The 13,417-nt window shown below is 71.5% G+C and carries 8 protein-coding genes; 5 read left to right on the forward strand and 3 right to left on the reverse strand.

Annotated elements, in window-relative coordinates:
* Positions 1-42: 42 nt before the first annotated feature.
* From HW837_RS19340 to moeZ, 3 genes are all read left to right on the forward strand, one after another.
* Complete coding sequence (locus tag HW837_RS19340) at positions 43-1,002, forward strand: NAD-dependent epimerase/dehydratase family protein (RefSeq protein WP_045559081.1); 960 nt, start codon at positions 43-45, stop codon at positions 1,000-1,002.
* Positions 990-1,739 (forward strand): spherulation-specific family 4 protein, encoded by a 750-nt coding sequence (locus HW837_RS19345; RefSeq protein WP_045559080.1) that lies wholly within the window; start codon positions 990-992, stop codon positions 1,737-1,739. Before HW837_RS19340 ends, HW837_RS19345 begins: the two co-directional genes overlap by 13 nt.
* Before the next feature lie 63 nt (positions 1,740-1,802).
* Positions 1,803-2,981, forward strand: a complete 1,179-nt coding sequence (gene moeZ, locus HW837_RS19350) for an adenylyltransferase/sulfurtransferase MoeZ (RefSeq protein ID WP_045559079.1) — start codon at positions 1,803-1,805, stop codon at positions 2,979-2,981.
* 113 nt (positions 2,982-3,094) lie between these two features.
* Here the strand turns inward: moeZ and HW837_RS19355 are convergent, their stop codons facing one another.
* The 3 genes from HW837_RS19355 to HW837_RS19365 all read right to left on the reverse strand — a co-directional run bounded on the left by HW837_RS19355 (position 3,095) and on the right by HW837_RS19365 (position 9,219).
* Positions 3,095-4,621: an alpha/beta hydrolase gene (locus HW837_RS19355; RefSeq protein ID WP_193381537.1), complete on the reverse strand. Its 1,527-nt coding sequence runs from the start codon at positions 4,619-4,621 to the stop codon at positions 3,095-3,097.
* Positions 4,622-4,740: 119 nt separating this feature from the next.
* Positions 4,741-6,291: an alpha/beta hydrolase gene (locus HW837_RS19360; RefSeq protein ID WP_045559077.1), complete on the reverse strand. Its 1,551-nt coding sequence runs from the start codon at positions 6,289-6,291 to the stop codon at positions 4,741-4,743.
* A gap of 129 nt (positions 6,292-6,420) precedes the next feature.
* On the reverse strand, positions 6,421-9,219 hold the full coding sequence (locus HW837_RS19365; RefSeq protein ID WP_193381536.1) for a lysylphosphatidylglycerol synthase transmembrane domain-containing protein: 2,799 nt from the start codon (positions 9,217-9,219) through the stop codon (positions 6,421-6,423).
* Positions 9,220-9,404: 185 nt separating this feature from the next.
* Between HW837_RS19365 and HW837_RS19370 the strand changes: the two genes are divergently transcribed.
* Both HW837_RS19370 and HW837_RS19375 read left to right on the forward strand, forming a co-directional pair.
* Entirely contained in the window at positions 9,405-9,770 is a 366-nt protein-coding gene (locus HW837_RS19370; RefSeq protein WP_045559075.1) for an MGMT family protein, read from the forward strand.
* Positions 9,771-10,077: 307 nt separating this feature from the next.
* Positions 10,078-13,416, forward strand: coding sequence for an ATP-dependent helicase (locus HW837_RS19375; protein WP_078853602.1), 3,339 nt, complete (start codon positions 10,078-10,080; stop codon positions 13,414-13,416).
* The last annotated feature ends 1 nt before the right edge of the window (position 13,417 follow it).

Below are 13,417 nucleotides of genomic sequence, written 5' to 3' on the forward strand. Positions count from 1 at the left end.
GATCACCTCCCGAACCGGAGAACCCGCCCCGGGAGCCGCCCGATGAGGGTCCTGCTGATCGGAGCCAACGGATATCTCGGCCGCTTCGTCGCCGAACGTCTGCTCGCCGACCCGGCCGTCCAGCTCACCGCCCTCGGCCGCGGCGACGACGCCGACGTACGGTTCGACCTCGCCACCGGCAGCCCCGGCGCGCTCACCCGCTTCCTGGACGCCGTCCACCCCGGAGTCGTCGTCAACTGCGCCGGCGCCACCCGCGGCGGTGCCCGCGAACTCACCCGGCACAACACCGTCGCCGTCGCCACCGTCTGCGAAGCCCTGCGCCGCAGCGGCTGCGGGGCGCGGCTGGTGCAACTCGGCTGCGGCGCCGAGTACGGGCCGAGCCAGCCCGGCTCCTCCACCGCCGAGGACGCCGTGCCCCGCCCCGGCGGCCCGTACGGAGTGAGCAAGCTCGCCGCCACCGAACTCGTCCTCGGCTCCGGCCTGGACGCCGTGGTCCTGCGCGTCTTCTCGCCCGCCGGACCCGGGACACCCGCCGGCTCCCCGCTCGGCCGCCTCGCCGAAGCCATGCGCCGCGCCATGCAGTCGGGCGACGGCGAACTCAAACTCGGCGGCCTCGGCGTCCAGCGCGACTTCATCGACGTACGCGACGTCGCCCGCGCCGTCCACGCCGCCTCGCTCTCCGCGGCCCAGGGTGTGATCAACATCGGCTCCGGCCGGGCTGTGCGCCTCCGTGACGCCGCGGCCGTACTCGCCCGCGTCGCCGGCTACGGCGGGGCCCTCCACGAACTGGACGCCCCGCCCAACCCCCTCAGGTCCACCATCGGCCACCCCCGCCCCGAACCCGACCACGCCGCCCCCGTCTCCTACCCCTACCCGGACGGCTGCGGCAGCTGGCAGCAGGCCGATGTACGCACCGCCCGCGACCGGCTCGGCTGGCGGCCCCGCATCAACCTGGAGGAATCCCTGGCCGACATCTGGATGGAGGCGGCGTGTCGTATCTGACCCCCGCCCCGTCCGGCATCGCCCGCACCGGGTTAAGCCTGGGCATCGGTGTCCCCGGCTATGCCCACCCCCTCGTCGCTCCACTGGAATGGGGCGAACTCACCCGCCCCGACACCCCTCTGCACTGGGTCGCCCTCGATGTCGCCGACGGCCCCGGCACCCGCCCCGACCGCCACTGTCTGGAGGCCGCCGGACGCCTGCGGAACGGGGGCGTCCAGGTCCTCGGCCGGCTGGACATGACCTATGGGGCGCGCGCCTTCGCCGAACTCACCGCCGACGCCCGCCGCTATCTCGACTGGTATCTGGTCGACGGCTTCCTCCTGGACCGCTGCCCCACCGAGCGCGGCGCCCTCGCCGAGACCGGCCGCACGGTCACCACACTCCGCGCACTCCTCGGCGGCGGCCACATCGTCCTCGGCCACGGCACCCACCCACACCCCGGCTATGTCGAGACCGCCGACCAGCTGGTGACCTTCTCCGGCCCCTGGAGCGACTACCGGTGGTCGCAGGCCGCCGAATGGACAGCCGACCATCCACCCGAGCGTTTCTGCCACTTCGTCCATGGCGTCCCGCGCGGTCACCTCGACGAGGCCCTGCGCATCGCCCGCTGGCAAGGGGCCGCCACGATCTACTTCACCGACCGTACGGATCGCGGCGGCAGGATCGACCCCTGGGAGACGATGCCCGGCTACTGGGACGAAATCGTCTCGCTGGTTGGAACGGGTGTCTCGGAATGAAAAAGGGCGTGGCAGTGTTACGGGGAGAACAACTGTAGTGATTGACCGACCAACGGAGTCCCCGTGTCGCTGCCACCCCTGGTCGAGCCCGCTTCCGAGCTCACCGTAGACGAGGTCCGCAGGTACTCCCGCCACCTGATCATCCCCGACGTCGGGATGGACGGGCAGAAGCGGCTGAAGAACGCCAAGGTGCTCTGTGTGGGCGCCGGCGGCCTGGGCTCGCCGGCGCTGATGTACCTGGCCGCGGCGGGCGTCGGCACGCTCGGCATCGTGGAGTTCGACGAGGTCGACGAGTCGAACCTGCAGCGCCAGATCATCCACAGCCAGGCCGACATCGGCCGCTCCAAGGCCGCGTCCGCGCGCGACTCCGTCCTCGGCATCAACCCGTACGTGAACGTGATCCTCCACGAAGAGCGGCTCGAGGCCGAGAACGTGATGGACATCTTCAGCCAGTACGACCTGATCGTCGACGGCACGGACAACTTCGCCACCCGCTACCTGGTCAACGACGCCTGCGTGCTGCTGAACAAGCCGTACGTCTGGGGTTCGATCTACCGCTTCGACGGTCAAGCCTCCGTCTTCTGGTCCGAGCACGGTCCCTGCTACCGCTGCCTCTACCCGGAGCCCCCGCCGCCGGGCATGGTCCCCTCCTGCGCCGAGGGCGGCGTCCTCGGTGTGCTGTGCGCCTCCATCGGCTCCATCCAGGTCACCGAGGCCATCAAGGTCCTCACCGGCACGGGCGAGCCGCTGGTCGGCCGTCTGATGATCTACGACGCCCTGGAGATGCAGTACCGCCAGGTCAAGGTCCGCAAGGACCCCGACTGCGCCGTCTGCGGCGAGAACCCCACCGTGACCGAGCTCATCGACTACGAGGCCTTCTGCGGCGTCGTATCCGAGGAGGCCCAGGAGGCGGCCGCCGGCTCGACGATCACTCCCAAGCAGCTCAAGGAGTGGATCGACGACGGCGAGAACATCGAGATCATCGACGTCCGTGAGATCAACGAGTACGAGATCGTCTCCATCCCGGGCGCCAAGCTGATCCCGAAGAACGAGTTCCTCATGGGCACCGCCCTGGAGGCCCTCCCGCAGGACAAGAAGATCGTCCTGCACTGCAAGACGGGTGTCCGCAGTGCGGAAGTCCTCGCGGTCCTGAAGTCGGCGGGCTTCGCCGACGCGGTCCACGTCGGCGGTGGCGTGATCGGCTGGGTCAACCAGATCGAGCCCAGCAAGCCGGTCTACTAGCCGCACGGACCGGTTCACCGGACGGGCGCCTTTTCGGAGGGGGCTCGGCACCATGCGTGCCGAGCCCCTCTTCGTTGCCCGGTGGGCCGGCGTGAGCCGGTGGCCGCACCGGACTACGCGCAGACCTTGCCGTCCTCGGGCACCTTCCCGTTCAGCAGATACGCGTTCACCGTCGAGTCGACACAGTCGCTGCCGCTGCCGTACGCGCCATGGCCCTCGCCCTTCCAGGTGAGCATCACACCGACGCCCTCGCCGAGTTCCCCGGCCATCTTCCGCGCGCCCTCGTAGGGCGTCGCCGGATCCCCGGTGTTGCCCACCACGAGGACGGGCTCCGCTCCCGGGGCGCTCACCTCCGGCGAGTCCGTGAGGCCGGGCACCGGCCAGTCGTGGCACCAGCCCGCCGTGTCCCAGCCCAGGAACTCGCCGAACACGGAAGAGATCTCCCGGAACTCGGGCAGGAGCCTCTTCGTCTCCTCCGGGGTCGGCCGCTGCTTCTGGTCCAAGCACGATATGACCCGTTGGGAGTGGGTCGTCGTGCCGTAGTGGCCCGACGGGTCACGCTCGTTGTACCCGTCGGCCAGCGCGAGCAGCTCGGTGCCGTCGCCGTCCTCGGCCGCGTCGAGCGCGCTGGTCAGTGTGGGCCAGCTCTGCTCGCTGTAGAGCGGCAGCACGATCCCGGTGGTCGCAAGGGTCTGGGTGAGCTCGCGGCCGGACGTCGTCGCGAGCGGCTCGGCGTCGATGCGCCGCAGCAGCTTCTCGATCTTCCGGGTGCCTTCGTCGGGGTCCTGGCCCGTGGACTTCAGATAGTTGTCGAGGGCGCGCTGGAAACCCAGGGCCTGGTTCTTCGCGTGGCCCACCGTGTCGGCGGTCGGGTCGACCACCGCGTCCAGGACCAGGCGCCCGACCTTCTCGGGGAACAGATGGGCGTAGACGCCGCCGAGTTCGGTGCCGTAGGAGATACCGAAGTAGTGCATCTTCTCGTCGCCGAGGACCTGGCGCATGACGTCCATGTCGCGGGCGGTCTCGGTGGTCGACACGTGCGACAGGAGCTGCCCCGCGGCCTTCTCGCAGCCCGCGCCGAAGTCGGCCGCGTCCTTGAAGAAGGCCGTCTCCTCGGATGTGTCGTCCGGTGTGGCGTCCACCGACTCACCCGCCTGGATCTCCTTGTCGCTGCGGCAGCGCACCCCGTCGCTCTGGGCCACCCCGCGCGGGTCCCAGCTCACCAGGTCGTACCGCTTGTGCAGTTCGCTCGTCAGGCCCGCGTACGACGGCAGAGTGGAGACGCCCGAGCCGCCCGGTCCGCCGAAGTTGAACAGGAGGGAGCCGACACGGTCGTCGGCGTCGCCCGTCGCCTCGCTGCGGATCAGCGCGAGCCCGATCTTCGGGCCGTCCGGTTCGGCGTAGTCCAGTGGCACCTTCAGCGTCGCGCACTGCCATTCGTCGCCCGGCGCCGGACCCTCCGATGTCGCCTTGCAGCGCCCCCAGTCGAGTTCCTGGGACGCGGCCGAAGGCGTCGGTGCGGTTGCGGAGGCCTTCCCGTCGTCCGTCCTGTCGTCGGCTCCGTCGTCCGTGCCGCCGCTACAGCCGGCGACCAGCAGCACGGCGGCGGCCAGCGCCGCCCCCCGTGGAAAACGCGCCATGAACACTTCCCCCCTCTCGCGGTACCGTCCGTCGGTTGTCCCGAATGACGGTCATGCCATGGTATGCGGATCGCGGGGAGCGCCGAGACGGCCTGTGGATAACGTTCTGACCTGCATGTTCACGAGCAGACGGTGCCGGATTTCGGTACCTTCCCCGACAGCAGGTAGCCGTCCACGGCACTCTGGACGCACCCGTTGCCGCTGCCGTACGCGCCATGGCCCTGTCCTTTGTACGTCAGCTCCACCCCGACCCCCGGCCCGAGCGCTTCGACCATCTTTCGCGCACCCTCGTACGGTGTGGCGGGGTCGCCCGTGGTGCCGATCACGAGGATCGGCGCCGAGCCGGGGGCCCGCACATCGGGATGGTCGGCCGCGCCGGCGACCGCCCAGTCGGTGCAGCTGAGCATGGACCAGGCGAGCCAGTCACCGAAGACCGGCGAGGCCGCCCGGAACTCGGCCAGCCTCCCCTCCACGTCCTCGACGGTGTAGCGCGGCTTGTCGTCGGCGCAGTTGACGGCGACGTTCGCCGCGGTGATATTGCTGTACTCGCCGTTCTCGCTGCGCCCGTTCAACGAGTCGGACAACAACATCAGCACCTGACCGTCCCCGTCGTACGCCTGTTGCAGGCCCTCCGTCAGGTACTGCCAGAGGTCCTGGGAGTACAGGGCCTGGGCGATGCCGTTCCTTGCCTCGGACTCGGTCAGGTCGCGGGGGAAGACCCCGGGGATCGGCTTTCTGTCGAGGTCTGCGAGCAGCTTGACGATCCGGTCCTCGACGTCCTGTGCGGTGTCGCCCACCGGGCAGTCCGCCACCTGGGAGACACAGTCCCGGGCGTAGTTGTCGAGCGCCCGCTGGAAGCCCCTGGCCTGTCCGAGTGAGCCCTGTTCGGCGGTCTGGGTCGGGTCGACGACCGCGTCGAACACGGCCCGCCCGACGTTCTCGGGGAACAGATGGGCGTAGACGCCGCCGAGTTCGGTGCCGTACGAGAAGCCGAAGTAGTGGAGTCTGTCCTCGCCGAGGACGCGCCGCATGAGGTCCATGTCGCGGGCCGCGTCCGTGGTGGGGACGTGCGGGAGGGTCTTGCCGGAGTTCTCCTCGCAGGCGGAGTTGAACGTCTCGGTGTTGTCGAGGAACTCCGTCCGCTCGGACGCGTCGTCCGGTGTCATGTCCTGCTGGAAGTACTCGTCGAGCGCCTCGTCGTCCTCGCACTGGATGCCGGCGCTGCGTCCGACGCCACGCGGATCGAAGCTCACCAGGTCGTAGCGGGTGCGCAGTTTCGCGTAGTCCTCGCCGAACGAGGGGAGCGTCTTGACGCCCGAGAGGCCGGGACCGCCGAAGTTGAAGACGAGTGAGCCGATCCTCCGGCTCGCGGAGCCGCTGGAGCGGGCCCGGATCAGTGCGACGCCGATCGTGTCGCCGTCGGGGTCGTCCCAGTCGAGAGGCGCCTTCATGGTGGCGCACTGCCAGGCGTCGCCGTCCGGCAGCGGTGAGGGCGCGGTGCCGCCGCCCTGGGCCTCGGACGGGGCCTCGCAGGTCTTCCAACTCAGCTTCTGCGTCGTCAGGTCCCCGTCGTCGCCCTGGGCGTCGTCGCCGCAGCCCGCGGCCGTCAGGGACAGCAGGACGGCGAGGGCGGTCACGGCGACGGCGCGCGGACGGGGAGAGAGGGGCATGCCCCCCATCCTGGAGGCGCCCGGAACGATGCGCTCGGGGCGCGGGCCGTGCGGGTGAGCCCCGGGAGAGCGGTCCACGCGCGCGTGGACCGCGACGTCGATAAGGAGGGCCCACGCGCGCGTGGGTCCCTACAGCGCGCCCTTGCGTGACAGCTGATTGAAGGCCAGCCACCCCGGCAGCACGGGCAGCCACAGGGTCAGTAGACGGAACAGCAGCACGGCGGGCGCGGCGACCTCCTTGGGGAGGCCCACGGCGATCAGACCGACCGTCAGGGTGGCCTCGACGGCACCCACACCGCCCGGGGTGGGTGCCGCGGAACCGAGCGCGTTGCCCGCGAGGAAGACGACCGCGACGCTGGCGATGCTGATCGACACGTCCTCGTTGCCGAACGCGCGGATCGAGGCGTCCAGACACATCACGAAGCAGCCCGTGAGGAGCAGCATGCCGCCGATGCCGGTGACCAGCTTCTGCGGCCGCTGCAGCACATCGAGCATGCGAGGCACGACACCGGCGAAGAGCGACCGCACGCGCGTGACGACGAACTTGCGCAGGAACGGGATCGACGTCACCACCAGCACGAGCACCGCGACCGTCAACAGGCCCGCGATGACGGTGCGGGAGGGCGACAGGGACGGAGTCTTCTCGGTGCCGGTCAGATAGCCGAAGGCCAGCAGCATCAGGATGTGGCAGCCGAGTCCGAAGAGCTGCGAGGCGCCGACACTCGCCACCGCGAGCCCCGGCCGCACCCCCGCACGCTGCAGGAAGCGTGTGTTGAGTGCCACACCGCCCACCGCGGCCGGGGCCACGATCTTCACGAACGACCCGGCGACCTGCGCTCCGATCGTCCGCAGGAACGGCACCCGCTCCGGCACGAAGCCCAGCAGGCTCATCGCCGCCGCGACATAGCTCAGCGCGGAGAAGAACACCGCCGCGGCGACCCAGCCCCACTCGGCGTTCTCGATGAGCGGCCCGAACTCGATATGGGTGAGCTGAGTCAGCAGGAAGTACGCGCCGATCGCGCCGGCGATGAGGCTGATCAGCGTGCGCGGTTTGACCCGCTCCAGACGGGCCGGTTCGACCGGTGCCTGGGGCCTGATCAGCAGCACCTGGTGGCGGATCTGGGTGAGCAGGTCCTCCTCGCGGGCCTCCTCCAGGGCCTCGTCGAGCGCCCGCTTCTCGGCCCGCTGCTCGGCCCGCACGGCCTTCTTGTCGGCCTTGCCCGGCTCGGCGGCCCTGCTGTGTTCCTCCGCACGGGCCTGCTTGGCCAGGTGGGACGCCTCCAGGACCGCCTCGCGCTCGCGTTCGGCGCGCTCCCGGGCGAGTCTGCGCAGGGTCGCGCGCGTGGAGCGTGACAGGGCGATCGGCTGGAGCAGCGGCAGACAGTCGGCCACCGCGTCGGGGCCGAGCACACTGACGGCCGAGGCCACCGCGCGTTCCGCGCCCACCCGCAGGCCGAGCGTCGTCAGCAACTGCGAGACGTCCATGCGCAGCACCAGGTCGCCCGCCGCGATCTCGCCGACGCGCAGATCGGTGAGGATCACCGTGCCGGAACGATCCACCAGAACCGCGTCGCCCACGAGCCTGCGGTGAGCGATGCGCCGCGACTGCAGCGCTTTCACCTGGTGCCAGGTGTCCGACATCAGCTCGTCGGTGACCTCGTCGTCCGCCAGGGAGTCCAGGGTGCGGCCACCGGTGTGCTCGTAGACGAGCATCACGGCGTCCGGCCCGAGCTCGGAGGTGGCGATCAGCTTCGGCGCGTTGGCGCCGGCCGCGATGGCCGCGTACGCCAGGAGGGCCTCCTGCTCCAGCGCCTGCCGCAGCGACTGGAGGCTGCGGCGTGTGGTGATGCCGCGCAGCGTCAGACGCCGCCAGACGCGGTAGAAGAAGCCCTGGGCCTGCTGTTCACGGTCCACGACGGTGACGTCCAGGGGTGGGCCGTCCTCCAGCGTGACGAAGTACCGGCGGCCGCGGTCCCCGCCCTCCGCGGTCTCCGGGACCTCCTCACGGGCCGCGCTCACCGGCTTGAAGCCGACCCGCCTGAGGCCGGCCATCAGGGTCCGGCCGGTCGGGCGGACGTTCGGCGAGCCGACCGCGTACAGCGTTCCGTAGGCGACGGTCCAGCCGATCAGCACCGTCAGGATGATCGAGAACGGTGTCGTGTAGCCCGTGACCAGCATCGAGAAGGCGTCCAGCAGCAGCACGATCCACAGCACGGCCCGCCAGCGGGGTCTGCGTGACATCCCTACGGCGGTCATGTACGCGATGACCGGCGCGAGATAGCCGTGCACGGGGTCCGTGAGGGCGTGGATGTCGCCGGGCGAGGGCTGGGTGAGCGCCTCCTGGATCGAGTCCGGGGCGGCCCTGGCGACCCACAGGTCGGTCGCCAGCGTCACTCCGTGCGCCAGGACGGCCGCGAGCACGCCGTCGGCGATGCGCAGACCGTCCCGCTTGATCAGCCGTTCGATCGCGAAGGCGACCGGTACGAGCAGGATCGCGATGCTCGATCCCAGGCCGGCGAGCTTGATCAGGAGATCGGGTGCCTGTCCGGTGCCCTTGTTGATGTCCTGTTCGAGTCCGGAGGTGGTGCCGTGGGCGAACGCGGCGATCGCCAGCAGGACGATGATCCCGAGGATGCCGACCGACAGCCGCATGAGGTCGGAAGGGCGGTGCACGCGCGCGGGGAGCAGTGGTTCGTCACCCTCGACCTCTTCGGCGTGCGCCTCATCGAGATCGTCCTCGCCCTGCCCGTCCTCCCTGTCCGGCCCGTCAGCTTCCTTGTCAGCGGATTCGGTGGCGGGAGGGGTGCTGCCGGAGGCCTTCTTCGAGACGCCGTCCGCGCCCTCGTCGCCGCCCTCGGAGGCGTTCGGGCGCGACGAGGCGTCAGAGGTGCCCGCCGCGTCATCGGGGTGCACGCTCTGCTGCTTCATCGTCTCTTCTTGGTCTCGTATCACCAGTCACCGCCCGCACGATGGTGGCATGCCGGGTGGGCACACAGGGGCATCAGGGTGCAATGCGGGGGCGCACAGTCTGCCCGATGACCGCCCCCGGGGCGAGGGACGCACGCGGCGGCCGCCACGTCCCATTGTCGGTGGCGTGGGGCAGGATGGGGCGGATGAGCGAGGAGAGCCTTCCGGCGGACGCCCTGCCGGAGTACGCGGAGCGGGTCCTCGAGGTCGCCGACCTGATCCCGCCCGGGCGGGTCATGACATACGGGGACGTCGCCGAATGGCTGGGGGAGGGCGGTCCGCGCCAGGTGGGCCGTGTCATGGCCCTCTATGGGGGCGCGGTTCCGTGGTGGCGGGTCGTCCGCGCCGACGGCGTCCTGCTGCCCGGCCACGAACTGAGAGCGCTGGACCACTACCGCGCGGAGGCCACCCCCCTGCGGGAAGCGAGCCGCGCCACCGAGGGCCATGTGCCGCGCGTCGACATGAGACGGGCACGCTGGGACGGCGGCGCGGGCGCGGAGGGTCACACCTGACAGCTTCCGGCATCCGGTGGATCTCGGTGCGACCCCTGGTACGGGGGACGCGGGACACGTCGGTGCCATGCCGTACGTTCGTGGGGCGAGGGACGCCCGTGCCGCGCGCGTCGGGAGGCAATAAGGGGAAGCCCTGCTTCCGCACCACCCGTCGGCGTAGCGTCGGCTGAGCGTGTCCTTCTCACCCCGCAACCACCCTCCTCGACGGGCGGCGCGCCGCGCACCCCTTTCCCGACCACCACCCAGCGACACCGGCGCACCGCGTCGGCAGTGACACCTCGCACACCCACCAGGACCGGCGAACCACGTGAGCTCCTCTTTCTCCACCAGGCGCCTGTCGCACACCCAGGTGCGACAGGGGAGCCGTGGCGCTTACCGGCTGGTGCGTACCCCACCGGCCCGGACGGACCCCCCTCGTCTGGACGCCGAGCAGCGCGGCGTGGTTGACCACGAGAGGGGGCCCCTGCTGGTTCTCGCAGGTCCGGGCACCGGCAAGACGACCACGCTCGTCGAGTCGGTGGGGGCCCGCGTCGCCCGCGGGGCCGACCCCGGGCGCGTGCTGGTCCTGACCTTCAGCCGCAAGGCGGCCGTGGAACTGCGCGACCGCATGGCGCTGCGCCTGGGCGCCGCACGCGCCCCGCAGGCCACCACCTTCCACTCGTTCTGCTACGCCCTGGTCCGCGCCCACCAGGACAGCGACCTGTTCGTCGAGCCCCTGCGCCTGCTGTCCGGCCCGGAGCAGGACGTGGCGGTCCGTGAACTGCTCGCCGGCCAGCCCGACCTGGAGCGCCTGGGCCTCGCGCACGTGCGCTGGCCGGACGAGCTGCGCGCCTGCCTGACCACCCGTGGCTTCGCCGACGAGGTCCGCGCGGTCCTCGCCCGCAGCCGTGAACTGGGCCTGGCCCCCGAGGACCTGCGCGCCTTCGCCGCCCGCATCGGCCGCCCGGACTGGCTCGCGGCCTCCGCCTTCCTCGCCGAGTACCTCGACGTCCTCGACCTGCGGGGCGTGCTCGACTACGCGGAGCTGGTCCACCGCGCGGTGCTCCTGGCCGGCCGCCCCGACGTCGCCGAGCGGCTGGCCGCGCAGTACGACGCCGTCTACGTCGACGAGTACCAGGACACCGACCCCGCGCAGGTACGGCTGCTGCGGTCCCTCGCCGGCGGCGGCCGCACCCTGGTCGCCTTCGGCGACCCCGACCAGTCGATCTACACCTTCCGCGGCGCCGACGTGAACGGCATCCTGGAGTTCCCGCAGGCCTTCCCGCGCGCGGACGGCCGCCGGGCGCCGGTCGCGGTCCTCAGGAACTCCCGCCGCTCGGCGGCGAACCTGCTAGGCGCCAGCCGCCTGCTCACCCAGCGCATGCCGCTCACCCGTCTCCCCGCCGAGAAGGTGCGTGCCCATCGCGAGCTGAGGCCCGTGCGGGACGGTGGACGCGTCGAGGTCTACACGTATCCGACACCGGGCACCGAACTGGACAACATCGCGGACATCCTTCGCCGGGCCCATCTCGAGGACGGCGTCCCCTGGAGCGAGATGGCCGTCCTGGTACGTGCCGGCGCACGCACGATCCCCTCGATCCGGCGCACCCTCACCGCCGCGGGCGTCCCTCTGGAGATCGACGGCGACGACCTGCCCCTGCGCCACGAGCCGGCCGTACAGCCCCTGCTGACGGCGCTACGGGCGGTGGCACGGGCAGAGCTGGGCGAGACGCCTCCCAGGGCCTCGGCAGAGGAACCCGACGAGTCACCCGACCCGCAGCCCTGCTGGCTGGACACCGAGACCGCGCTCGACCTTCTCACCTCCCCCCTGGCGGGCATGGACACCGCCGACCTGCGGCGCCTGGGCCGCGCGCTCCGCGAGGAGGAGCGGGCCGGCGGCAACCCCGTACCGCCGCCCTCGGACGAACTGCTGGCACGCGCGCTGGCGGAGCCGGAGCGGCTGGTGGCGCACGATCCGGTGTACGCGCGGGGCGCGCAACGCCTCGGCGCGCTGCTGCGGCAAGCCCGGGAAGGCCTCGCGGGCGGCGGTACGGCCGAGGAGGCGCTGTGGGAGCTGTGGGACGGCACGCCGTGGCCCAGGCGCCTGGAGCGTGCCGCCCGGCGCGGCGGCGCGGCCGGGCGCAACGCGGACCGCGACCTCGACGCCGTGTGCGCGCTGTTCGCCACCGCGGCGCGCGCGGAGGAGCGCAGCGGCGGCCTGGGCGCCCTCAACTTCCTGGCCGAGATCGAGGCCGAGGACATCGCCGCCGACACGCTCACCGGGCGTGCCGTCCGCCCCGACGCCGTACGCCTGATGACCGCACACCGTGCCAAGGGCCTCCAGTGGCGCCTGGTCGTCGTCGCGGGCGTCCAGGAGGGCCTGTGGCCCGACCTCCGCCGTCGCGGATCACTCCTGGAGGCCGACCGCATCGGCCGCGACGGTCTCGCCGAACCGCTCACGCCGGGCGCGCTCCTCGCGGAGGAACGTCGCCTGTTCTACGTGGCCGCCACGCGCGCGCGTGAACGTCTCGTCGTCACCGCGGTGAAGGCCCCCGCCGACGACGGCGACCAGCCCTCCCGCTTCCTCACCGAACTGGGGGTCGAACCCAAGGACGTCACCGGCCGTCCCCGCCGCCCGCTGTCCGTGGCCGCCCTCGTCGCCGAACTGCGCGCCACCACGGTGGACCCGCGCGTGTCGGAGACCCTTCGTGAGGCGGCCGCCCTGCGGCTGGCCCGGCTGGCCGCGCTGAGCGACGAGGACGGCCGGCCGCTCGTGCCGTCGGCGCATCCCTACCGCTGGTGGGGCATGTTCGAGCCCACCGAGAGCAAGGTGCCGCTCAGGAACCGTGACCAGCCCGTCGTGCTGTCGGGCAGCGCCCTCGACCAGCTCGCCAACACCTGCGCCCTGCAGTGGTTCCTGGGCCGTGAGGTGAAGGCCGACGCGCCAGCGACCGCCGCCCAGGGCTTCGGCAACGTCGTCCACGTGCTCGCCGACGAGGTCGCCTCCGGACGCACCCCGGCCGATCTCGACGTCCTCATGGAGCGTCTCGACTCCGTGTGGAACGCGCTCGCGTTCGACGCGCCCTGGAAGTCGGAGCAGGAGAAGCAGCACGCGCGCGTGGCGCTCGAACGCTTCCTGAAGTGGCATGTCATGGACCGCGCGGGGCGTGCTCCGGTGGCCAGCGAGCACGACTTCGACGTCACCCTCGAGGCGGGCGACTACGAGGTGCGCATCCGTGGCTCCATGGATCGTGTCGAGACCGACACCGAGGGTCGTGCGTACGTGGTCGACTTCAAGACGGGCAAGCAGTCCGTGAGTTCCGCCGAGGTGACCCGCCACCCGCAGCTGGCGGTGTACCAGCTCGCGATCCGCGCGGGAGCTGTCGACGAGCCGTTCGGCGGCGTCCGTCCGGAACCGGGCGGCGCCGAACTCGTCCAGCTGCGACAGGGCGCCGCGAAGAAGAACGGCGGCGAGACCGTCCCCAAGGTGCAGGCGCAGGGCCCTCTCGAAGGCGCGGAGGGGGAGTGGGTGGGCGACCTCCTGGCCACCGCCGCGGGCAAGGTCCTGGACGAACGTTTCTCCCCCACCGCCGGACAACACTGCACGCATTGCGCATTCCGGGCGTCGTGCAGCGCCCGGCCCGAGGGGCGTCACGTGGTCGAGTGAC

The organism is Streptomyces caniscabiei (genome assembly GCF_014930365.1).
GTDB classification, from domain to species: domain Bacteria; phylum Actinomycetota; class Actinomycetes; order Streptomycetales; family Streptomycetaceae; genus Streptomyces; species Streptomyces caniscabiei.